Genomic DNA, 21,628 nt, shown 5'->3' on the forward strand with positions numbered 1-21,628 from the left:
GCTATCCCACACCGTTCGTCAGGTCCAGCGGGATCACCGGCAGCGGACCCGCCAGATCGGACGGCGCCGCCGGCACGTACGCGAAGTTCTTGGCCCTGGCCCCGCCGTCGACGACGAAGTCGGTGCCGGTGATCAGGCGCGCGTAGTCCGAGCACATCCAGGCGACGCAGTGCCCGATGTCGGTGGGGGTGCCGGTGGTGCCCATCGGGACCAGCGGGTTGCGCTCGCCGCGCCACCTGGCCGGCCGCCGCCACGGCTCGTCGCCGCCCTCGCCCCCGATGCCGGAGGCGCGCGGGTTGCTGAGCACCCCGCCGGGCCCCTGCTGCGCGATCAGGGCCGGGTTGTCGGGGTTGGGCGCGGTCGGGGTGAACCCGTTGACGCGGATGCCGTAGGGGGCGAGGTCCATCGCCGCGGCCCGGACGAAGTTGTTCACCCCGCCCTTGTGGAAGGCGTAGGCGATCACGCCGGGCGAGCCGGACCACCCGTTCGACGACGAGATCATCACGATGGATCCGCGGATGCCGCGCTCGGCCATGTGCCGGCCCACGTGCTTGGTGTTGAGGAACGACCCGAGCCCCGCCACCTCGATCGCGCGCCGGAAGAACGCGGCGCTCTCGTCGAGCAGGCCGCGCCCGCCCAGCACCGCCGCGTTGTTGACCAGGATGTCGATGTGGCCGAACCGCTCGACCACCTCCTGCACGTACCCGGTGACCTGCTCCTCGTCGGTGACGTCGCCGGGCACCGCCACAGCCGTGCCGCCGTTGCGCTCGATCCGGTCGACGGACGCCTCGGCGGCCGCCGGGTCGAGGTCGTTGCAGGCGACGACGGCGCCGTAGCGGGCGAGCGCCAGCGCCACCCCGCTGCCGATGTTCGGGCCGGCACCCGTGACCAGCGCGACCTTGCCCGCGAGGGAGATCTCCATGCTCACGGGGTCTCCTCCGTCGGGTAGCGGAGCTCGATCGACCCGGGTTCGACGCCCAGCGCCGGCGCCAGCATCGACCGCATCATCGCCTTGGGGACCAGACAGTCGTCGCAGGCCTGCGGCCCGGCGGTGATCCGCACCCGCACGGTGTCGCCACCGTGGGTGATGTCCATCCGGTAGTCGTCCGCGGCAAGCATCGCCCGCATCCGCTCGAGGGCGTCCACGTCGGTCACGGTGAGGACGCTACGAGCCGTCGCGCCGGCGACGCGACGGCTCTTCCACGACCTGGAATGCGGGCTCGCGGATCACCTGTCCAGCCCGTACCAGGCGGTGGCGTTCCCGCTCAGCACCTGCTCCCGTTCGACGTCGGTCAGCGCGGCCAGCAACCGGTCGCCACCGTCGCCGTGGTCGTGCGGGTGGTCGCTCGCGTACAGCAGCATCGAACCGGCGTCCAGCAGGTCCAGCGCCTGCCGGACGTGCTCGGGGTCGCGCGGCAGCTGCGCGGGGGCCGTGGTGAGCCGCAGGTGCCGGCGCGCCACCTCCGACGGTGGTTCGGCGAGCCACGGCACCTCGCGCCACACGCCCTTCCAGTCCTTGTCGAAGCGCCACAGCAGTGTCGGCAGCCAGGAGAACCCGCATTCGAGCAGCGACACCCGCAGGCCGGGCAGCTGGGCGAATACCCCTTCCGTGATCAAGCTCGTGACCTGGACCTGCACGATTATCTGCGAGTTCGCCAGGTAGTCCTCCAGGTAGGTGTGCGTCATCCCGCTGGACGTGGGGGCGTTGCCGATCCGGCCCCACGCGTGCAGCCCGACCACCAGGTCGTGGTCGGCCGCGGCCCGCAGGACGGGGCGGTGTCGCGGGTTGCCCCACGGCGCGTCGGTGCGCACCGGCAGCAGGACCTGCACGATCTGCTCGTGGCCACCGATGCGCTCGATCTCGGCGACCGCCGCCGCGGTGTCCAGGTTCGGCACGACCATGCTCGCGCGCAGCCGGTCGTCCTGGCTCAGCCATTCCTCGACCAGCCAGTCGTTGACCGCGCGGGTGAGCGCGGCCTCGTAGTACGGGTTGCGGTTGCAGTGGAACGACGTGGTGCAGTTCAGGACGACGCGCTCCAGCTCCTGCTGGTCGAGCACCTCGGTCCGCAACTGCCCGATCGTCGCCGCGGCCGGAGTGGCGCTGGTGGGCGCGTTCGGCGGGTACGCGCCGCCCTGCGAAGGCGACAGGAAGACCCCGCCCTCGGCGATGTAGCTGCGCCAGTACTCGTCGAGGTAGGGGAAGAGGTCGGTCAACGCGGCCGGTCCGACGTGCACGTCGGTGTCGACGGTCGTCATCGGGCCGCCTCCCCTACGCGTTCGGGCAGCCCGTAGAGCCGGCAGGCGTTGGCGCCCATGATCTGCTGGCGCGCCGCGACCGGGAACAGGCGGGGGGCGAGCCGCGGCGAGTCGAAGTCCCAATGCGGGTAGTCGGAGGCGAACATGATCCGGTCGTTCATCCCGATGTGGTCCAGCGCCACGGCCAGGTGCTGCGGGTCGGCCGGCTCCTCCACGGGCTGCGTCGTGAACCAGATGTGCTCACGGATGTACTCCGACGGTGGCCTGCGCAGGTGCGGCACGTCGGCGCGCAGCCGGGCCCACGCCTCGTCGAGCGCCCACATCAGCGGCCCGGCCCAGGCGATGCCGCCCTCGATGCACACCACCTGCAGCGTCGGGAACTCCTCGAACACGCCCTCGCAGAGCATGCTCATGATCAGCGAGGCCATCGTGTTGGCGTTCCACACGTGTTCCTCGAGGTAGAACGACGGCCACCCGGCGCCGCGGTGCTGCTCCAACCCGCCGGTGTGCGCGCCGATCGGCAGGCCGGCCTCCGCCGCAGCACGGTAGATCGGCCAGTACCGGCGCACCCCGTACCCCGACTCTCCGCCGGTCGAGAGCAGGACCTGCACGAACCGGGGGTCGCCGGCGTGGCGGCGGATCTCGTCGGCCGCGAGGTCCGGCGCCTCGATCGGGATCGCGATGGAGCTGCGCAGCCGCGGTTCGGCGGCGAGCCATTCCTCGTCCACCCAGTCGTTGAGCGCGCCGCACAGCGCCGCCGCGTACCGCGGCTCCTCCGCCCCCCAGCTGTGGCCCTGCAGCGGGATGAGGATCCCGTGGTCGACGCCGAACTCGTCGAGCAGCTGGTCGCGGACCAGCTGCAGGTCGCTGCCGGGGAAGCCGCCCTCCGGCCAGGAGTCGACCCGGAAGCCGGAGTTGCGGACGCGCGGGTAGATCTCCGGCGGGCCCGGGACCCGGCTGCCGAACATCTCCCACCGCCGCCGGTGCTGCGCGGCCAGCCGCGGCAGGATGTCCGTGGCCGGCGCGTGCGGGTGGATGTCGGAGTCGACGAGCGTGTGCGCCGCTCGGGAGGGCGTCGACCGGGCCGCGGACGACAGGGTTTCGGTCATGGGGCACCTCCGGCGCGGGACGTGGTGTCGACGACGACGAGCGCGTCCTCGATGTGCACGGGGAAGGTCTCGGCGACGTAGGGGCCCGGCACCCGCTCGCCGGGCTCGACCGACACCTCGTAGGTACGCACGCCCGGCGTGCCGGGACCGAGGAAGGACTGCCCGGTGGCGAGGTCGTACTCCCAGCCGTGCCACGGGCAGGCCAGGAGCGAGTCCTCGGCGGCCATCGCGTACTCCCCCGGTCCGGCAGAGGTCACCCACGGCTTCGTCGCGCCGAGGCACAGCGGGCCACCCTGGTGCGGGCAGTGGTTGTTGATCGCGTAGAAGCGGTCGCCCACCCGGAAGACCCCGATCGACCGGCGACCGGCCTGCACGATCCGTCGTTCGCCCGGCAGGAACTCGTCGAGTCGCGCAACCACGATCCGCACGGCTCGAACCTAAGGTCGCGATTCGTTCACGGGAAACACGGAATCGACATGCGCACCATCAACGTCGTGAATGGTCGCCCTCACCGGTCGAGCCAGGTCGTCGCGAAGAACATGTCCCGCGTCAGGTAGCGCACGACCCCCTTCACCTGTGGCTTCGCGATGGTGGAGAGGTAGCCGCGGCTGTAGTACGCCATCGAGACGTCCTGGTTGGTCAGCAGCTGGACCTGCTGGTAGAGCCGGGTGCGCTCGGCGTCGTCGGTGGCAGCGGCCGCCTTGTCGAGCAGGGCGTCCACCTCCGGGTTGGAGTAGCTGCCGTAGTTCTGATTGCCTCCGGTGCGCAGCACGTTCTGCGCCGACGGGTAGGGCGCGTCGACGGGCCCGCCGACCGTGCCGGCCAGCTGGAAGTCCTTGCTCTGCACGACGCTCGACGAGTACTGCGCGAGATCGAAGAACTGCGGCTGCAGCGTGATCCCGATGGCCGCCATCTGCGCCTGCAGGAACTCGGCGAACGCGACGCGGTTGGGCGCGTTGGTCGTCTTGTAGACCACCGTCGCGCTCCCTCCGGTGGAGACGTACTCCGCGACGAGCTGCTTCGCGCGTGCCTGGTCGAAGGTGGGCCAGGCCGCGGCCGCCTCGGGTGTCTGGTAGACGCTGCCGTCGCCGAAGTACCCGTGCGCCCGCTCCATCTGGCCGCGGAACTGCGTGGCCGCGAGCGCGTCGAGATCGATCCCGCGCACCACGGCCTCGCGCATGCGGTGGTCGTCGAACGGCGCCTTCGCGTGGTTGAAGTAGATCCACTCCGCGCCGTGGCCCGAGCCGTAGTAGACGGTCAGGTTCGGGTTCTCCGCACCGCGCAGCAGCTCGGTGTGGTAGCCGCCGAAGATCAGGTCGACGTCGCCGTTCTCCAGCGACGCGTAGCGGCTCTCGGTGTCGGGCAGCGGCCGGAACTCCAGCCCGTCGAGGCGGGGCAGGCCCTGCTGCCAGTACGTCGGGTTGCGGGTCAGCTCCATCTTGGAGTCGCGCTTCCAGCTGCTCAGCACGAACGGGCCGGCCCCGACGGGGTGGGCGGCGATCTGGTCGCCCCACTGCTTCAGCGCCGCGGGCGAGACGAGCTGGCCGAGGCTGCCGGTCGTGAAGCTGCCCGCGAACACGGACGGGAACAGCCCGAACGGCGACTTGAGCCGGAACTCGACGGTCAGCGGGTCCACCGCGGTCATGGCCGCGATGGGGAGGGTGAAGCGGTGCCCCGGCGAGGACGCCTTGTCGATGTGCCGCTGCACGTTGACGATCACGGCCTGGCTGTCCAGCGGGGTGCCGTCGGAGAACGTGACGCCCGCGCGCAGACCCATCCGCCAGGTCGTCCCGCCGTCGGTGCTGTCCATCGACCTGGCCATGTACGGCTCGGCCGTGCCGTCCGGCTTGAGCTTGAGCAGGGAGTCGTAGACGGCGAGCGCGGCCTGGTTGGTGTTCTGCACGGTCGGGTCGAACCCGACGACCTCCCGGTCGGTGCCCATCACGAGCACTCCCCCGGACTTCGGCTGCCCTTCGGTCGCGGGATCGCCGCCGTACGGGTTGACGGTCCGGATCCGGCCCTCGGCGCCCGCCCCGCCGACGCCGGGGGCGGCACCGCACGCCGCCACCAGCAGGGCGACGAGCCCTGCCACGGCCGCGGCGAACAGCCGGGAACGGCGTCGGGCGATGATCGAGGTCCTCATCCGAGCACCAACCCCTTCGTCGGTGGCCTAGAAACTACGACCCGCGGCCGCCCGATGAACCAGGCCGATGACGTCACCCGGCCGCGTCGTCCGGCCCGTCCCAGGTGTGCGGAATGTCGCGGCCGGCGAGCGCGACGAGCCTGCGGAACCACCGGTGTCCCGCGTCGTCGTCGTGCCGCTCGTGCCACCACAGTCGGACGTCGAGCGGCTCCAGCGGCACCGGGCTCTCCAGGACCCGCAGCGGCAGGTGCCGCGCGCAGGCCCTGGCGAGCCGCTCCTGCATGAGGGCAACATGCCCGGTGGAGGCGACCAGGTAGGGCACGGCGTGGAAGCTGTCGACCCGCACGGCGACGTCGGGTCGCACGCCGAGCCGGGCGAGCTGGCGGCTCACCGGCACGACCGACGGGAAGTCGGCGTCGTCGTGGTAGGGCACGACCCATGTCGCGGCGACCAGCCCGTCGCGGTCGGCGACGTCGTCACCGAGCTGCCGGTTGTCCCCCGCGACCACGCACACCCAGCGGTCGGTGAACAAGGGCGCCGAGCGCATCTCGGGGATGCGGAAGCGGCTCGTCGACTGCGAGACGACGCAGTCGACGGCCTGGATCGTCGACGCGATGGTGGCGGCCAGCGCTTCCCTGACCAGGACGATGTTGAGTCGTACCTGCCCGGCTTCCGCGTTCACCGCCCCGGCGAGCCGCTGCCCGACGACAGCGATCGCGTAGTCGGACATGACGATCGTGAACTCGCGCCGCGAGCTGCCGGGGTCGAACCCGCCCGCCGTCGCGAGGAGCCGCTCGACGCCGTCGCAGACCGCTTCGACCTGCTCGACGAGCTGGACGGCGAGCGCGGACAGCTCGTACCTGGTGCCGCGCCGGACCAGCAGGTCGTCGCCGAAGTACCGGCGCAGCCTGCCCAGCGCCGCGCTCGCCGCCGGCTGCGAGACCCCGATGCGCTCGGCCGCCCGCGTGACGTTGCGCTCCCGCAACAACTCGCGCAGCACGATCAGCAGGTTCAGGTCGAGGCCGGTCAGGCGCGCGGTCGCGGACTTCACCCCGCCATCGAAAGCCCTCGGACCGGCGCTCGCCAGTGGATCATCACCATTGCTGATGCCTCGGCAGCAACAATCGTTGTTTCCGCCGCCTCGCCACTGCTGATTAGCCTGCAGATTCATCCATATCCGGCGATCCGGAGGTCGGACGATGCTGTCCCAGCAGGACAACGAGATCCTCACCCGCGTCGGTCCCGGCACCCCGATGGGTGCCCTGCTGCGTCGCTACTGGACGCCGGCCCTGCTCTCGAGCGAGCTACCGGCACCCGGCTGCGACCCGGTGCGGGTGCGGCTGCTCGGGGAGAACCTCGTGGCGTTCCGCGACGGCACCGGGACCGTCGGCCTGATCCAGGAGAACTGCCCGCACCGCGGCGCCTCGCTCTACTTCGGGCGCAACGAGGACTGCGGCCTGCGCTGCGCCTACCACGGGTGGCAGTTCGATACCGCCGGCAACTGCGTCGACATGCCGAGCGAGCCCGCGACGAGCAGCTTCAAGGAGCGCGTCAAGGCGCGGGCCTATCCCGTGCACGAATCGGGCGGGATCGCGTGGACGTACATGGGTCCCGCCGACACGATGACGCCGTTCCGCGACTTCGGCACCGACTCCCTCCCGCAGGAGCACCACCTCGCCGCGAAGCTGCAGTGCTACTGCAACTGGGTGCAGACGATGGAGGGCAACGTCGACACGGCCCACATCTCGTGGCTGCACTCGTGGAACGGCGCCGCGGACATCCCGGACGACGGCAGCGACAAACCCGGCTACCCGTCCAACCGGATGACGTGGAAGTTCTGGCTGCACGACCGCGCGCCGCGGCTCGAGGTCGAGGACACCTGGTACGGCTTCCGCTACGCGGGCCTGCGCACCACGCCCAACGGTCACACCAACGTCCGGATCACCGAGTACGTCGCCCCGTACAGCACGATCATCGCGGCGATCCCGTACAACACGCGCCACCTCATGGTCGTCCCGATCGACGACGACAACTGCTGGCGCTACACCTTCGACACGACGATCCCGGCCAACCCGCAGGGCCACGGTGGCGCCCCGCTGTTCGACTACGGGCCCTTCGAGACCCCGTTCACGCGCCGGGTCGGGGGCATCACGCCGCGCAACTACCTGGCAGAGGCCGATTACCACATCGACCGCGAGGTGCAACGCACCACGACGTTCAGCGGGGTGGCCGACTTCGTCAGCCAGGACCTCATGGTCACCGAGTCGATGGGCCCGATCTACGACCGGTCGCAAGAGCACCTGGGCACGATCGACAAGGCGATCATCCGGATGCGGAACCAGCTCGTCCGGTCCGCCAAGAAGCTCGCCGCCGACGACACGCCTCCCCCCGCGCTCGCCGGTGACTTCCGCTCCATCCGCGGGGCAGACAAGATCCTCGAGGACGGCCAGGACTGGCGCGTGCTCGGCACCGACGCCGACCCGGCCGTGCAGGAAGCCGAGGCGGCCATCCGCCAGCCCGCAGCCGGCGACTGAGTCCGACGGTGGATACCTGTCGAGGTCAGGAAGACGTCAGGCAGAAGGGGTGGCCGGCCGGATCCAGGAGCACCCGCCAGCGTCCGTCGCCCGGCTGATGGTCCGGTTTGGCCGCGCCGAGTTCCAGGGCCAGCCCTTCCGCCGCATCGAGGTCGTCAGCGCGGAGATCCAGGTGGAGCTGTTGTGGCACGTCCTGCCCCGGCCACTGCGGAGCCCGGTATCCGTCAACCCTCTGAAATCCCAGATCACAGCCGGAGCCCGCCGTCAGAGCGACGAACTCGTCCGAACTGAAGAGTTCGCGCATCCCGGTCAGTGCACCGTAGAAGGTGGCCAGCGTCTGCGGGTCGGCACAGTCCAGAGTCACCCCTCGCAGTGCAGCACCTGGCACCGTTCGCTCCTTCGCGTCCGGGGGTCCATCTCCGGCAGCAACCACACCGTAATCGCCACCTCCATCCCTGAGGTAGCGGTTTCCTGCTCAGAACTCATCGACCCACCCGACTCTCGACGATGATTCGACGGCTACGACCGCGACCGGAATCGCGTCGCTCTACGGCGTGTCGTCCGGGCCGCCGTCCGCCCGCGCGGCCGCCGCGACGACGGCGCGGAACCAGCGGTGGCCGACGTCGTGGTCGTTGCGCTCGTGCCACCACAGCGTCTCGACGATTGGCGGCGGATCGCCGGGGCACTCCAGCACGCGCAGGTCAGAACGTTCGGCGAAGCGCTGGGCCAGGCGCCGCTGCATCACGGCCACCCGGTCGGTGCCCGCGACGAAGTACGGCGTGGCCTGGTAGCTCTCGACGCGGACGGCCATCCGCGGGCGCTTCGACAACGACGCGAGCAGCGGCGCGAGCGGCGAGCCGGGCGGGTAGTCGCCGTCGGGGTGGTGCGGGACCACCCACGGCAGGTCCTCGAGGTCGGCGAGCGCGAGCCGGTCACCGACGGGACCGTCCGCGGCCACGACGCACACCCACCGGTCCCGGAACAGCTCCATGCCGTGGATCCCCGCCGACCGGAGCTGCGCCGTGGGTGCGGAGACGATGCCGTCCAGCGTGCGCAGCGTCTCGACCAGGTCGTCCGGGAGCCGTTCCTTGACCACCTTGACGTTCATGCGGACGCGCGGCGCGGCCGCGTACATGCGGCGGGAGAGCTGCTCGCCGATCGTCGCGACCACGTAGTCGGGCGCGAGGACGGTGAACTCCCGCTCGGAGTCGGCCGGCCGGAACCCCGGGTCCGTGGCGAAGAACCGTTCGAGGCTCGCGTAGACCGGCTCGATCTGCCGCGCCAGCTGCTCGGCGAGCGGGGAGAGCACGAAACCGCCGCGGGTCCGCACGAGGAGCTCGTCGCCGAACTGGCGGCGCAGGCGGCCCAGTGCCGCGCTCGCCGCGGGCTGGGTGATCCCGACCCGCTCCGCCGCCCGCGTCACGTTCCGCTCGCGCAGCAGCTCGCGCAGGATCGCCAGCAGGTTGAGGTCGAGGTTGGCCTGCGACCGCTCGCCGCGCCTCACGACGACGGCGCCTGGCCGTAGGGTCCCGAAGCATGATCACCGTCGACGACTACCTCTACTTCACCGACCGCGCGCTCGACGGCATGTCCGAGGTCCTCCAAGAGCTCGGCGACGACCTCGCGAACCGCCGGCCCGAGCTGCCCGGCGCGAACTCGCCGTACGGGATCGTGACGCACTGCCTCGGGGTGATGAACGACTGGGCCGGGCGGCTCGTCGCGGGCCGGGAGGTCGAGCGCGACCGCGACGCGGAGTTTCGCGCGACGGGCCCGGTGCGCGATCTCGTCGAACGGATCGAGCAGGCCAGGGAGCAGCTGCGGGCCGACGTGTCCGTGGCCGAGCTGCAGGCACCGCTGCGCGCCCTGCCGTCCCCGCCGTACCGCGACACGCCCATCGGCCGGACGCAGGGTGCGGCGCTGCAGCACGTCTACGAGGAGCTCGCGCAGCATCGCGGCCACCTCGAGCTGACCCGGGACATCCTGCGGTCGTGAGTCACTGCGTGACCGCTGCCGGGAACTGCGCGCCCGCCCACCGCAGGTCCGCCTTGCCGGTGTTGAGCCGCTCCACCTCGGGCACGAGTGCGATGCGGCGCGGCTTCTTGTAGCCGGCGAGGCGGGCGGCGACGAACGCGGCGAGGTCGGCTGCCGTCGCCTCGACGCCGGCCTCCAGGGCGACCACGGCTCCGACGGCGCTGCCCCACTTCGGGTCGGGCACGCCGAGCACCACGACATCGCGCACGGCGGGATGGTCGCGCAGCACGAGCTCCACCTCGTCGGCGTACACCTTCTCCCCGCCGGTGTTGATCACCGAACTGCCGCGGCCGAGCAGGTGCAGCCGGCCGTCGGCACCGAGCAGGGCCATGTCACCGGGGATGGAGTAGCGGACGCCGTCGATGTCCTGGAAGGCATTGGCGGTCTTCTCCGCGTCGCCCTCGTAGGACGCGTCCGCGACGACCGGCGCCGCCAGCAGTCCGACCGTGTCGGAGCCGGGTTCGACGTCGTGCCCGTCGGGATCGAGCAGCCGCGCCCCCGGCGCCAGCGTGAACGTGCCGGCCTGGTCGTCCGCCGTGGCCCGGGTGATCGTCGCGACCGCGTACACGCCGCCCTCCGACGCGGCGATCGTGTCGAGCAGCGTCACGTCGGCGTACGCGAGCAGCCGCCGCTTCACCGGCGGGCTCCACACCGCTCCGACGCTGCGGATGCGCCGCAGGCTGCCGATCGCGGCGGCCCCGCCCGCGTCGAGCGCGTCGAGCAGGCGCACCGCGAACGCGTCGCCGACGATCGTCAGGTCGGTGACGCGGTGGCGCTCGATCGCCGCGACCAGGTCGGCGCCGGTCGTGCTGCGGCCGGGCAGCAGCGCCACGGGCGCGCCGACGGCGAGGGTGCCCAGCGCCGAGTAGAGGCCGGTGCCGTGCATGAGTGGCGACGCCGGCAGGTGCACCAGCCCGGACGGGCCGTGCGGATCGATGTCGAGCGCCTGGTGCAGCGCCTCCACGCCGGCCGCGGGGTCGATTCCCAGCGTGGTGAACCCACCGGACCGCACGGCTCGCAGCCGCTCGGTGTGGCTGCCGATCACGGCCTTCGGGTACCCGGTCGTACCGCCGGTGAACAGGAGCCACTCGGCATCACCCCGCGGACGGCGCGGGTGCCGGGGCGCGGCCGCGACGGCCGGACCGAAGCCTCCATCTGCTGCGATCTCGACCAGCACGTCGGCGGCCGGCAGCCTGGCCGCCGCCTCGCCGACGACGTCGGACAGCTCGGCGTCCGCGATCACCCCCCGCGCGCCCGCGCTCTCGAGCAGGTGCCGGACCTCGGCCGCCCGGTAGCGGTAGTTGACGTTGATCGGGGTGGCGCGCAGCTTGAACAGCGCGTGCAACGCCACGAGGTACTCGGGTGAGTTCCGGGCCGCGAGTCCCACGCGGTGGTCGGCGCCGATCCCGAGCGCGGTGAGGTGAGCGGCGAGGCGGTCGGCCAGTTCGTCGAACTGCCCCCAGGTCAGCGCCCGATCGCCCGCCGCGACGGCCGGGCGCGTGGGCGCGAGATCGGCGATCAGCTCGAACTGGGACGCGAAGTTGTCGGGCAGGGACATCTCAGGTGATCCCCAGCAGGCGGGCCGCGTTGTGCAGCATGATGTCGGGCTTCACCGCGTCGCGGATCTCGGTCTTCTCCAGGTCCGCCAGCCAGCGCTCCGGGGTGAACAGCGGGAAGTCGGTGCCGAACAGCACCTTCTTGCGCAGCAACGTGTTGGCGTACTGCACCAGCTGCGCCGGCCAGTACTTCGGCGACCACCCCGACAGGTCGATGTGCACCTGCCCCTTGTGCACCGCGATGGCCAGCGCCTCGTCCTGCCAGGGGAACGACGGGTGCGCCATGACGATCGGCATCTCCGGGAAGTCGACCGCGACGTCGTCTAGGAACATCGGGTTCGAGTACTTCAGCCGGATCCCGCCGCCACCCTTCTGACCCGACCCCACCCCGTTCTGCCCGGTGTGGAACAGCGCAGGCAGGCCGTGCTCGGCGAGCACTTCGTAGATCGGGTACGCGGTGCGGTCGTTCGGGTAGAACTCCTGGACGCTCGGGTGGAACTTGAACCCCCGCATCCCGTGGTCGGCGATGAGCCGCCGGGTGATCGCCGCTCCGCCCTTGCCGCGCAACGGGTGCACGCTCCCGAACGGGATGATCACGTCCGGGTGCTCCGCCGCGACCTCGCCGATCTCCTCGTTGCTCGGTGCGTGCTCGGCCACCTCGCCGAGCGAGTCGATCGTGAACGCCACGGCCGCCATCCGCCGCTCCCGGTAGAACGCGGCGAGCTGGTGCAGGTCCATGCCGAGCACGTCGGAGCGGAAGTGCTCCTTCATCTCCGCCATCCGGGCCGCGCCGGCCTCGGATTGCGCGGCGGTGGTGGAGAAGTGCACGTGGGTGTGCATGTCGATCGCGACGAGGTCGGCCACGTTCATCGGGGAGCTCATCGGGCTGCCGTCGGCACGTCGGCTCCGAACGGCTGCAGGTGGGGCGCGAGCAGCGCCGGGAACTCGTCGGCGATCGCGGCCGCCGTCCACCCACCGGTCCGCGACGCCTGCGCCGCGACGGTCGGGTGCGACCAGACGCTGATCCGGTCACCGCCCACCCCGAGCGCCTGCCCGGTGACGCCCGCGGCGGCGTCGGAGAGCAGGTAGACCAGCAGCGGCGCCACGTCCTCCGCCGTGCCGACGCCGTTCTCCCGCAGGGCCTCCGGCACCGGCTCGCCCCGCTCCACGGCGGCGACGGCGGCGGCGAACGCCGGCATGGTGGCGACCATCCTCGTCAGCGCGACCGGTACCAGCGCGTTCACCGTGGTCCCGTACCGGGTCGTCTCGGCGGCCAGCGTGCGGGCCATGCCGACGATGCCCGCCTTCACCGCCGAGTAGTTGGTCTGCCCGAAGCTCGCGCGCTGCCCCGCCGGCGAACCGACGAGCACCAGCCGGCCGCCGCCGCCCTGCTCGCGGAACCGCCCGATCGCCGCCCGCGCGCACGTGAACGTGCCCCGCAGGTGCGTCTCCACGACGACGTCGAAGTCCTCGTCGGACATCTTCCCCACCGTGCGGTCGCGCAGCAGCCCGGCGTTGGTCACCATCGCGTCCAGCCGCCCGAACCGCTCGACGGCCGTCGCGACCAGCGCCTCGGCCGTGTCGGTCGGGCCCACCGGCGCGATGACCGGGGCGGCCCGGCCACCGGCTGCCTCGATCTCCGCCACCACCGCGGCAGCGGCGTCGGCGTCCACGTCGTTGACGACCACCGCCGCACCTGCGTCGGCCACGGCGCGGGCGTAGGCCCGGCCCAGCCCACGGCCGGAGCCGGTCACCACGACCACTTTCCCGTCAAGCACTGTGCTGTCCTTCCGCCACGACGGCCCGACCACGGTCGATCACGACCGTTCCTCCCTCGGTGCTGGCCCGGAACCGGGCGTCCGCACCGTCCTGCCAGATCTCGACGGTGAGCGCCTGCCCCGGCAGCACCGTCGCGCTGAACCGCCCGTACATCGACGTGAGCCGGGCGGGGTCGCCACCGGCGATCGCGTGCAGCAGCGCCCGGCCGGCCACGCCGTAGGTGCACAGCCCGTGCAGGATCGGGGTGGGGAATCCGCCGCGCGCGGCGAACTTCGGATCGGAGTGCAGCGGGTTGCGGTCGCCGGAGAGGCGGTAGAGCAACGCCTGCTCCGGACGCGTCGCGTACGTGGTGACGTGATCGGGTGCCCGGTCGGGCACCACCCAGTCGTCGACGGGCCCGCGCTCTCCGCCGAATCCGCCCTCGCCGCGGATGTAGACGGCGCTGCGGTTCGTCGCCAGCAGCGAGCCGTCCGCGAGCACGGCGGCCGAGGTGATCTCCACCAGCGCGCCCTTTCCCTTGTCGTACACGCCGGAGACGTGGGCGCGCGCCGTGACCGTGCCCTCGACCGGGACCTGGCGGTGCAGCACGATCTCCTGCTCGGCGTGCACCAGCCGGGCCGGGTCGAACTCACCGAAGGGTGGCGGTGGGGCCTGCGAGAGCAGCACGGCGAACGTCGGCAGCACCTGCTGCGCGACACCGGCGGAGTTCTCCGTGGTGAACGACAGCTCCTCGGTGGGTGCGCCGAGGCCGGCCCCAACGCCGACGGCGTAGAGGAGCGCGTCCTTCGAGGTCCAGGAACGGGTGCGGGGCTCGCCCTCCGCACCCACGGCAGCACGGTCGATCGGCATCTCAGACGCCCTCCGCAGCGGTCGCGAGAACTGGGTGGTGGCAGGCGGCGATCCGCCCCGGCGCCACCTCGCGCATCAGCGGCTCCTCCGCCGCGCAGCGCTCGGTGGCCAGCGGGCAGCGGGTGCGGAACCGGCACCCGCTCGGCGGGTTCACCGGCGAGGGCATCTCGCCCCGGCCGCGATCGGCCCGGGCGATGTCGGCCCCGGTGACCGTCTCCATCGACGGGATCGACGAGACCAGCAGCCGCGTGTAGGGATGCACGGGGTGGTCGAACAGCGCCTCGGTGGGGCCGAGCTCGCAGATCTTGCCCAGGTACATGACAGCGACGCGATCGCTGATGTTGCGCACCACCCCGAGGTCGTGGGCGATGAAGACCAGCGTGAGCCCGTAGCGGCGCTTCATGTCCTCCAGCAGGTTCAGGATCTGCGCCTGCACCGAGACGTCGAGCGCCGACACCGGCTCGTCGCAGATCAGCACCTCGGGGTCGAGCACCAGCGCCCTGGCGATGGACACCCGCTGGCACTGGCCCCCGGAGAACTGGTGCGGCCGCCGGTCTGCCACCTGCTCGGGGTCCAGGCCGACGGCGGTGAGCACCTCCGGCACGAGCTTCGCGCGCTCGCTCCCCCGGCCCCACACGAGCAGCGGGTCGCCGACGATGTCGGGGATCCGCCGCCGGGGGTTCAGCGACGAGATCGGGTCCTGGAAGATCATTTGCAGCTTCGGCCGGAGAGCCCGCAACTCGGCGGCCGAGAGCGTCGTGAGGTCGCGCCCCTCGAACGTCACCGAGCCGCTCGTCGGCCGCGGCAGTTGCATGATGGCCCGGCCGGTCGTCGACTTCCCGCACCCCGACTCGCCCACCAGCCCGAGCGTCTCCCCGCGGCGCACCTCGAGGCTGATCCCCGAGACGGCGTGCACGGTGCGGCCACCGCCGGCCGGGAACTCGACGACCAGGTCGTCGAGCCGAAGCACCACCTCGCACTCGGCCTCCGCCTCCGGCGCGGCCATCGCGGCGGCCACCTGCGGTGCCGTCACCGGTCGAGCCAGGTCGTCGCGAAGAACGTGTCCCGGGTGAGGTACCGGACCACCCCCTTGACCTGCGGCTTCGCCACCGTCGACAGGTACCCCCGGCTGTAGTAGCCGACCGCGATGTCCTGGTTGGTGAGCAGCTGCACCTGCTGGTAGAGCTTCGTGCGCTCGGCCTCGTCGGTGATGGCGGCCGCCTGGTCGAGCAGCGCGTCGACCTCCGGGTTGGAATAGCCGCCGAAGTTGGTGTTCCCGCCGGTGCGCAGCAGGTTCTGCGCTGCCGGGTACGGCGTGTCGACGGGCCCGCCGACCCAGCCGGCCATCTGGAAGTCGCGGCTCTGCACCACGCTCGACGAGTACTGGGCCAGGTCGAAGAACTGGGGTTGCAGCGTGATCCCGATGGCTGCCATCTGCGCCTGCAGGAACTCGGCGAACGCGACGCGGTTGGGCGCGTTGGTGGTCTTGTAGGCGATGGTCGCGCTGCCGCCCGCGGCCACGTACTCCGCGACGAGGGCCTTCGCCTTCGCCACGTCGAACGCCGGCCACGCGGCCGCGGCCTCGGGCGTCTGGTACTTGCTGTCGTCGCCGAAGTAGCCGCCCGCGCGCTCCATCTGGCCGCGGAACTGGGTGGCCGCCAGCGCGTCGAGATCGATGCCGCGCACCACGGCCTCCCGCATCCGGTGGTCGTCGAACGGCGCCTTCTGCTGGTTGAAGTAGACGTACTCGGCGCCGTGGCCCGACCCGTAGTAGACGGTGAGGTTCGGGTTCTGCAGGCCGCGCAGCAGCTCGGTCTGGTAGCCGCCGAAGATCAGGTCGACGTCGCCGTTCTCGATCGACGCATAGCGGGTCTCGGTGTCGGGCAGCGGGCGGAACTCCAGCCCGTCGAGGTACGGCATGCCCTGCTGCCAGTACGTCGGGTTGCGGGTCAGCTCCATCCGCGAGTCCCGCGCCCAGCTCTTCAGGACGAACGGCCCGGCGCCGACCGGGTTGGCGCCGATCTGGTCACCGAAGCGCGCCAGCGCGGCCGGCGAGATGATCGTGCCGAGGTTGCCGATGTTGAAGCTCAGCGCGAACGCCGACGGGAACGAGCCGAACGGCTGCTTCAGCATGAACTCGACGGTCTGCGGGTCGACCGCGCGCATCGACGCGATCTGCGCGGCGTACCGGTTGCCGGGCGAGGACTTCTTGTCGATGTGCCGCTGCACGTTCGTGATCACGGCGGCGGCGTCGAGCGGGGTGCCGTCGGAGAACACGACGCCCGGCCGCAGGCCCATCCGCCACGTCCGGCCGCCGTCGGACGTGTCCATCGACGACGCGAGGTAGGGCTTCGGCACACCCTGGTCGTCGAACTTCAGCAGGGAGTCGTAGACGGCCGACGCGGCCTGGTTGGTGTTCTGGACGGTGGGGTCGAAGCTGACCGCCTCGCGGTCGGTGCCCATCGTCAGCGTCCCGCCGGACTTGGGCGTCCCCTCCGCCGCGAGGTCGCCGCCGTAGGGATGGATCGTCCTGATGTCGGGCCCGCCGGGGCCGGCACCGTTGATCCCTGGTGCCGCGCCGCACGCGGCCAGGAGTCCGGCGGTGAGCAGCGTCGCGAGCGCTGTGACCATCCGTCGGGAGGCTCGGATCGCCCTCATGTCAACACCATCTCCTCGGTCACCGGGGTGCCTGCCGCACTCGCCCCGCGTTCGACGTTGCGTGCCTTGGCCTCGGCCCAGGCCGGGGTACCGAGCGGGTACCAGCAGCGGTACTGGTGGACGGGGGACCCGGCGTCGCGCAGCGGCGGGTCCTCGGTGAGGCAGCGGTCCTGCGCGTAGGGACAGCGCGGGCTGAACTTGCAGCCCGTCGGTGGGTTGAGCAGGTCCGGCGGGCGGCCCGGGATCACCTGGAGCCGGACGTGGTTGGGGCCCGACACGGGCGGGACCGCGTTCATGAGCGCCTCGGTGTAGGGCATCCGCGGCTCGGCGAACAGCGCCGCGGTGGGCGCGGTCTCCACGATCTTGCCGGCGTACATCACCGCGATCCGGTCCGACCGGCTGCGCACCACCCGCAGGTCATGGGTGACCAGCAGCATCGCCATGTCGCTGCTTCGATGCAGGTCGGCCAGCAGGTCCAGGATCTGGGCCTGCACGGTGACGTCGAGCGCGGTGGTGGGCTCGTCGGCGAGCAGCAGCCGCGGGCTGCACGAGAGCGCGATCGCGATCGTGACCCGCTGCCGCATGCCTCCCGAGAGCTCGTGCGGGTACTGGCGCACCCGGCGGTCCGGTTCGGACAGGCCCACGTCGCGCAGCAGCGCCACCGCGCGGTCGCGCGCCTCCTGCTTCGTAGCGACCATCTTGTGCAGCAGGAGCGACTCGGTGAGCTGCACCCCGATGCGCTTCACCGGGTTCAGCGACGTCATCGGGTCCTGCAGGATCAGCGCGATCTCCGCGCCCCAGAACGCGGAGAGCGCCTTTCCCGAGAGGTCGGTCAGCCGAGTGCCGTCGTAGGTGACGGTGCCGCTCACCTCCGTGTCGCGCCCGCCGGCGACGAGACCCATGAGCCGCCGGGTCAGCACCGTCTTGCCCGAGCCGCTCTCCCCGACGACGGCGAGCACCTCACCCGCCTTGACCGCCAGCGACACCCCCTCGACGGCGTGCACCACGCCGCCCCGGGTGCGGAACCGCACGTGGACGTCGTCCGCCGTCAGGAGCTCGCCGCTCACAGGTTGCTCTCCTTGACCTCGAACTGCTTGCGGGTCCGCTCGCCGATGTAGTTGATCGAGAGCACGGTGAGGAACATGACCGCCGCAGGGAAGAGCGAGATGTGCGGGTAGCGCAGCAGCTCGGCGCGGCCGCCGGCGATCATGCCGCCCCAGCTGGGCGTCGGCGGCGGGATGCCGAGGCCGAGGAAGCTCAGCGAGCCCTCCACCACGATGAACGTGCCGATCATGATGAAGGCGTACGCCGCCACCGGGAGCACGACGTTGGGCGTGATCTCCTTGGCGATGATCCGCAGCGGCCGGCAGCCGTACGCCCGGGCCGCCTGCACGTACTCCCGTTGCGCCACCACGAGCGTGGTCGCCCTGGTGAGCCGGATGAACGTGGGGACGGACAGGATCGCGAGGCCGCCGATCAGGTGCGGCAGGCTCGCGCCGAGGATGGCGACGATCGCGATGATCAGCACCAGGCCGGGGAACGCGAGCACGACGTCGGTGACCCACGCGAGCACGCGCTCCGTGCGACCGCCGAAGTAGCCGGCGATCATGCCGAGCACGCCCCCGACGATCGCGCCGATGCCAACTGCACAGATCCCGACCAGCAGCGACGCCCGCGCGCCGTACACGACGCGGGAGAAGGTGTCGCGACCCAGCGTGTCGCCACCCAGCCAGTGGCTGGGCGTGATCCCGCTGAAGACGGCGCGGTAGTCCGGGATCGTCGGGTCCCACAGCGGCAGCAGCGGCGCGAACACCGCGGCGAGCACGACCGCGCCCAACCAGGTCCACGCCACCCACCAGCCCCACGGCGTGCGGGTGAGCCGGATCCGCGGAGCGGCTGCGGTGGCAGCAAGGGTCTCAGGCATCGCGGCGCACCCTCGGGTCCAGAGCCAGGTACAGCAGGTCGATCAGCATGTTGATCACGACGTAGGCGACGGCGACGAACAGCAGCGCGCCCTGCAGGATCATGTAGTCGCGGTTGAACACCGCCTGCACGATCAGCTGCCCGAGCCCCGGGATGGCGAACAGGGTCTCGACGATCACCGTGCCGCCCAGCAGCCGGCCGATGTTCACGCCCGACAGCGTGATCAGCGAGAACGACGACGGCCGCAGCGCGTGCCGCAGCAGGATCGTCCTGGGCCCCAGCCCCTTCGAGCGGGCCATGAGGATGAAGTCCTCCTGCAGCGTCGAGATCATGTCCGAGCGCAGCAGCTGCCGGTACACCGCGGCCTCGGCGATCATCAACGTGAGGCACGGCAGGATGATCGACCGCAGGTTGCGCAGCGGGTCCTCGACGAACGGCGTGAAGCCGGTGGCAGGCAGGATGCTCGTCACGCCGCCGGCGAACAGGACGATCAGCACCATGCCGAACACGAACTGCGGCATGGCCGCGGCGCCGAACCCGATCGTCATCGACGCCCGGTCCACCAGCCGGCCGGGCCGGTAGGCGGAGTAGACCGCGAGCGGCACGGCCACCAGCAGCGCGAGTATCTGCGCGATGATCGCGATCTCGAACGAGACCGGGATCCGCTCGGCGAGCGCCGCCGCCACCGGCTGCCCGGTGCGGAAGGAGCTGCCGAGATCACCGGTGGCCACACCGCCGAGCCAGTCGACGTAGCGCACGAGCAGCGGCCGGTCGAGCTGCAGCGTCTCGCGGACCTGCTGCACCTGCTCGGGGGTGGCGTTGTCGCCCGCGACGACGACGGCGGCGTCGCCGGGCAGCAGGTCCACCACGACGAACGCCAGGAACGTCACGGCGAGCAGGACGAGCACCAGGTGGAGCAGGCGCTTGCGGATGCGGCGCAGGAGCTGCCGCCGGCGCGCGCCCAGCGGTGCCCGCGGAGCGGGCGGGTCGGTGGTCGCGGTCGCTACGGTCGCGGTCATCGGGTGCCTCAGCTGTCCCGCCGGGGCAGCGCTGCCACCAGCGGCGTGTCGGCGCCGACCACACCCAGCCCGACCGCCCCGCCCGGATCACCGAGCACACCGTCGCGGCCGGGCAGCAGGTCGTAGAAGAACGCCGCGTTGTCGGCGATGTGCGCGGACTCCGCCGGCGTCGCCGTCTGCTCCAGCACGATCGAGTCGACGGGGCACTCCGGCTCGCACGCGCCGCACTCGATGCACTCGGCCGGGTTGATATAGAGCTTGCGGTCGCCCGTGTAGATGCAGTCGACCGGGCAGACGTCGACACAGCTGCGGTCCATCAGGTCGACGCAGGATTCGGCGATGACGTAGGTCATCTCGCAGACACCTCGTTGTGTCGTGGTGGCGATCGGGTCCGATCAGGAACCGGCGACCGGGGTGGCGGCCGCGCCGCGCTCGTAGAGCTGCACCATCGGGTCGTCGTCCGTGCCGAGGTGGCGCCAGTCCTCCCCGTCCTCGAGGATCTTCTCGGCGGACCGGATGCTGCGGTAGTCGAGGTCACCGTCGACGGCCGGCGCATCACCGCCTGCGGCCACGCGCTTGGCGGCGGCCAGCAGCAGCCGGCGCATCCGGATGATCGCCTTGTCCGAGGTGCCGAGCCGTTCCTGCGTGCGGTCGTAGATCGGGCCCATCGACTCGGTGACCATGAAGTCCTGGCTGATGAACTCCCGGACCCCGGAGTACGTGCTGGTCCGCTGCTCGGCGCGGTCGATCCCGTAGTCGTTCGCGGCCGTGTAGCGGCGCGGGATGATCCCGTTGCGCCCCACCTCGGCCGGCCCGAACTCGAACGGCGACACCGAGAACAGGTTCTCCCCGCCGACCTCCGCGATGCTGCCCTGGTCGCGGGTGGCGAAGCTGTAGCGCCAGGTGTTCTCGTCGTCGGCCGGCACGAACAGGCCGTGCTGCGTGTTGAACGGCACCGACGCGATCACCGTGTTGTACGGGTAGCAGAACGCGCTCATCCGCACGTGGGTGTAGCCGTTGGGGGTGTCCCGGATGCCCACGTACTTGAACCCGTACCAGGTGTCCTCGATCTCCAGCCGGGGCGCGCGATCGTGCTTCCAGAACTTCCACGACATCGCGTTGGTCGGGTAGCCGGGCTTGTCGCTGCCGTCGTCGGGGATGTCGTCGACACCGTTCCACTGGTGCAGCCACGAGATGTGCGAGGTGTCGAGGTTGCCCTCCATCGCCTGCACCCAGTTGCACGTCGTGTGCAGCTTCGTGGCCGCGACCTGGTCCGGCGCCAGCTTCTCGGTCCCGAAGTCGCGGAACGGCGGCTGCTTGTCGGCCGGGCCCATGTAGGTCCACACGATCCCGCCCGACTCGTGCGTCGGGTACGCCTTGATCCGGACCTTGTCCTTGAACACGCTGGTGGGCGGTTCGCTGGGCATGTCGACGCACGCGCCGTCGGCGTCGAACTTCCAGCCGTGGTACGGGCAGCGCAGCCCGCACTCCTCGTTGCGCCCGAAGAAGAGCGAGGCGCCGCGGTGCGGGCAGTTCTCCCCCACCAGCCCCAGCCGGCCGGTGGTGTCGCGGAACGCGACGAGGTTCTCTCCCAGCAGCCGCACCCGCACCGGGTCGCTGTCGGGGGTGGGCGCCTCGCTGACCAGCAGCGCCGGCGTCCAGTAGCGGCGCAGCAACTCGCCCATCGGAGTTCCTGGGCCCACCCGGGTCAGGAGCTCGTTGTCCTGCGTGGAGAGCATCGTCGGCCTCTCTCGAGTGTGGTGGTGGAGAC

The 21,628-nt window shown here is 71.4% G+C and carries 22 protein-coding genes; 2 read left to right on the forward strand and 20 right to left on the reverse strand.

Features of this window, described 5'->3' with window-relative positions:
• Position 1: 1 nt before the first annotated feature.
• From LL648_RS28675 to LL648_RS28705, 7 genes are all read right to left on the reverse strand, one after another.
• Positions 2 to 922 carry an SDR family NAD(P)-dependent oxidoreductase gene (locus LL648_RS28675; protein WP_232665929.1) on the reverse strand — a complete coding sequence of 307 codons (921 nt, stop codon included), beginning with the start codon at positions 920 to 922 and terminating at the stop codon, positions 2 to 4.
• Positions 923 to 924: 2 nt separating this feature from the next.
• On the reverse strand, positions 925 to 1,155 hold the full coding sequence (locus tag LL648_RS28680) for a hypothetical protein (RefSeq protein ID WP_232665870.1): 231 nt from the start codon (positions 1,153 to 1,155) through the stop codon (positions 925 to 927).
• Positions 1,156 to 1,227: 72 nt separating this feature from the next.
• The gene (locus LL648_RS28685) at positions 1,228 to 2,256 is read right to left on the reverse strand and encodes an amidohydrolase family protein (protein WP_232665871.1); all 1,029 of its coding nucleotides are present in this window, start codon (positions 2,254 to 2,256) and stop codon (positions 1,228 to 1,230) included.
• Positions 2,253 to 3,365, reverse strand: a complete 1,113-nt coding sequence (locus tag LL648_RS28690; RefSeq protein ID WP_232665872.1) for an amidohydrolase family protein — start codon at positions 3,363 to 3,365, stop codon at positions 2,253 to 2,255. Before LL648_RS28690 ends, LL648_RS28685 begins: the two co-directional genes overlap by 4 nt.
• Positions 3,362 to 3,793 carry a Rieske (2Fe-2S) protein gene (locus tag LL648_RS28695; RefSeq protein ID WP_232665873.1) on the reverse strand — a complete coding sequence of 144 codons (432 nt, stop codon included), beginning with the start codon at positions 3,791 to 3,793 and terminating at the stop codon, positions 3,362 to 3,364. Before LL648_RS28695 ends, LL648_RS28690 begins: the two co-directional genes overlap by 4 nt.
• Before the next feature lie 80 nt (positions 3,794 to 3,873).
• The gene (locus tag LL648_RS28700) at positions 3,874 to 5,508 is read right to left on the reverse strand and encodes an ABC transporter substrate-binding protein (RefSeq protein ID WP_232665874.1); all 1,635 of its coding nucleotides are present in this window, start codon (positions 5,506 to 5,508) and stop codon (positions 3,874 to 3,876) included.
• A gap of 73 nt (positions 5,509 to 5,581) precedes the next feature.
• Positions 5,582 to 6,559: a LysR family transcriptional regulator gene (locus tag LL648_RS28705; protein WP_232665875.1), complete on the reverse strand. Its 978-nt coding sequence runs from the start codon at positions 6,557 to 6,559 to the stop codon at positions 5,582 to 5,584.
• Positions 6,560 to 6,707: 148 nt separating this feature from the next.
• Here LL648_RS28705 and LL648_RS28710 point away from each other — a divergent pair, with 148 nt between their 5' ends.
• On the forward strand, positions 6,708 to 8,042 hold the full coding sequence (locus LL648_RS28710) for a Rieske 2Fe-2S domain-containing protein (RefSeq protein ID WP_232665876.1): 1,335 nt from the start codon (positions 6,708 to 6,710) through the stop codon (positions 8,040 to 8,042).
• A 25-nt stretch (positions 8,043 to 8,067) separates the two neighbouring features.
• On the opposite strand, the gene LL648_RS28715 is transcribed toward LL648_RS28710, so the two are convergent.
• Positions 8,068 to 8,430, reverse strand: coding sequence for a VOC family protein (locus LL648_RS28715; RefSeq protein WP_232665877.1), 363 nt, complete (start codon positions 8,428 to 8,430; stop codon positions 8,068 to 8,070).
• A gap of 159 nt (positions 8,431 to 8,589) precedes the next feature.
• Positions 8,590 to 9,546 carry a LysR family transcriptional regulator gene (locus LL648_RS28720; RefSeq protein ID WP_232665878.1) on the reverse strand — a complete coding sequence of 319 codons (957 nt, stop codon included), beginning with the start codon at positions 9,544 to 9,546 and terminating at the stop codon, positions 8,590 to 8,592.
• A gap of 32 nt (positions 9,547 to 9,578) precedes the next feature.
• Here LL648_RS28720 and LL648_RS28725 point away from each other — a divergent pair, with 32 nt between their 5' ends.
• Positions 9,579 to 10,034, forward strand: a complete 456-nt coding sequence (locus LL648_RS28725) for a mycothiol transferase (protein ID WP_232665879.1) — start codon at positions 9,579 to 9,581, stop codon at positions 10,032 to 10,034.
• 1 nt (position 10,035) lies between these two features.
• Here LL648_RS28725 and LL648_RS28730 read toward each other — a convergent pair whose 3' ends face one another.
• From LL648_RS28730 to LL648_RS28780, 11 genes are read right to left on the reverse strand one after another with little or no spacing between them, the layout of a single operon-like run.
• Complete coding sequence (locus tag LL648_RS28730; RefSeq protein WP_232665880.1) at positions 10,036 to 11,631, reverse strand: AMP-binding protein; 1,596 nt, start codon at positions 11,629 to 11,631, stop codon at positions 10,036 to 10,038.
• 1 nt (position 11,632) lies between these two features.
• Positions 11,633 to 12,511, reverse strand: coding sequence for an amidohydrolase family protein (locus LL648_RS28735; RefSeq protein WP_305080802.1), 879 nt, complete (start codon positions 12,509 to 12,511; stop codon positions 11,633 to 11,635).
• The gene (locus tag LL648_RS28740; RefSeq protein WP_232665881.1) at positions 12,508 to 13,407 is read right to left on the reverse strand and encodes an SDR family oxidoreductase; all 900 of its coding nucleotides are present in this window, start codon (positions 13,405 to 13,407) and stop codon (positions 12,508 to 12,510) included. The genes LL648_RS28735 and LL648_RS28740 overlap by 4 nt, the downstream gene beginning before the upstream one ends.
• Entirely contained in the window at positions 13,400 to 14,257 is an 858-nt protein-coding gene (locus LL648_RS28745) for a MaoC/PaaZ C-terminal domain-containing protein (RefSeq protein ID WP_232665882.1), read from the reverse strand. The genes LL648_RS28740 and LL648_RS28745 overlap by 8 nt, the downstream gene beginning before the upstream one ends.
• Position 14,258: 1 nt before the next feature.
• On the reverse strand, positions 14,259 to 15,263 hold the full coding sequence (locus tag LL648_RS28750) for an ABC transporter ATP-binding protein (RefSeq protein ID WP_255686740.1): 1,005 nt from the start codon (positions 15,261 to 15,263) through the stop codon (positions 14,259 to 14,261).
• A gap of 23 nt (positions 15,264 to 15,286) precedes the next feature.
• A complete protein-coding gene (locus LL648_RS28755; protein WP_232665884.1) occupies positions 15,287 to 16,915 on the reverse strand; it encodes an ABC transporter substrate-binding protein in 1,629 nt (542 codons plus the stop codon).
• Positions 16,912 to 17,982, reverse strand: coding sequence for an ABC transporter ATP-binding protein (locus LL648_RS28760; protein ID WP_232665885.1), 1,071 nt, complete (start codon positions 17,980 to 17,982; stop codon positions 16,912 to 16,914). The genes LL648_RS28755 and LL648_RS28760 overlap by 4 nt, the downstream gene beginning before the upstream one ends.
• Complete coding sequence (locus LL648_RS28765) at positions 17,979 to 18,839, reverse strand: ABC transporter permease (protein WP_232665886.1); 861 nt, start codon at positions 18,837 to 18,839, stop codon at positions 17,979 to 17,981. The genes LL648_RS28760 and LL648_RS28765 overlap by 4 nt, the downstream gene beginning before the upstream one ends.
• Positions 18,832 to 19,857 carry an ABC transporter permease gene (locus LL648_RS28770; RefSeq protein WP_232665887.1) on the reverse strand — a complete coding sequence of 342 codons (1,026 nt, stop codon included), beginning with the start codon at positions 19,855 to 19,857 and terminating at the stop codon, positions 18,832 to 18,834. Before LL648_RS28770 ends, LL648_RS28765 begins: the two co-directional genes overlap by 8 nt.
• Before the next feature lie 8 nt (positions 19,858 to 19,865).
• Positions 19,866 to 20,210 (reverse strand): ferredoxin, encoded by a 345-nt coding sequence (gene fdxA, locus LL648_RS28775; RefSeq protein ID WP_232665888.1) that lies wholly within the window; start codon positions 20,208 to 20,210, stop codon positions 19,866 to 19,868.
• 42 nt (positions 20,211 to 20,252) lie between these two features.
• Positions 20,253 to 21,596 (reverse strand): Rieske 2Fe-2S domain-containing protein, encoded by a 1,344-nt coding sequence (locus LL648_RS28780; protein WP_232665889.1) that lies wholly within the window; start codon positions 21,594 to 21,596, stop codon positions 20,253 to 20,255.
• Positions 21,597 to 21,628 lie beyond the last annotated feature (32 nt).

Source organism: Pseudonocardia sp. TRM90224 (assembly GCF_021245725.1).
Lineage (GTDB): Bacteria > Actinomycetota > Actinomycetes > Mycobacteriales > Pseudonocardiaceae > Pseudonocardia.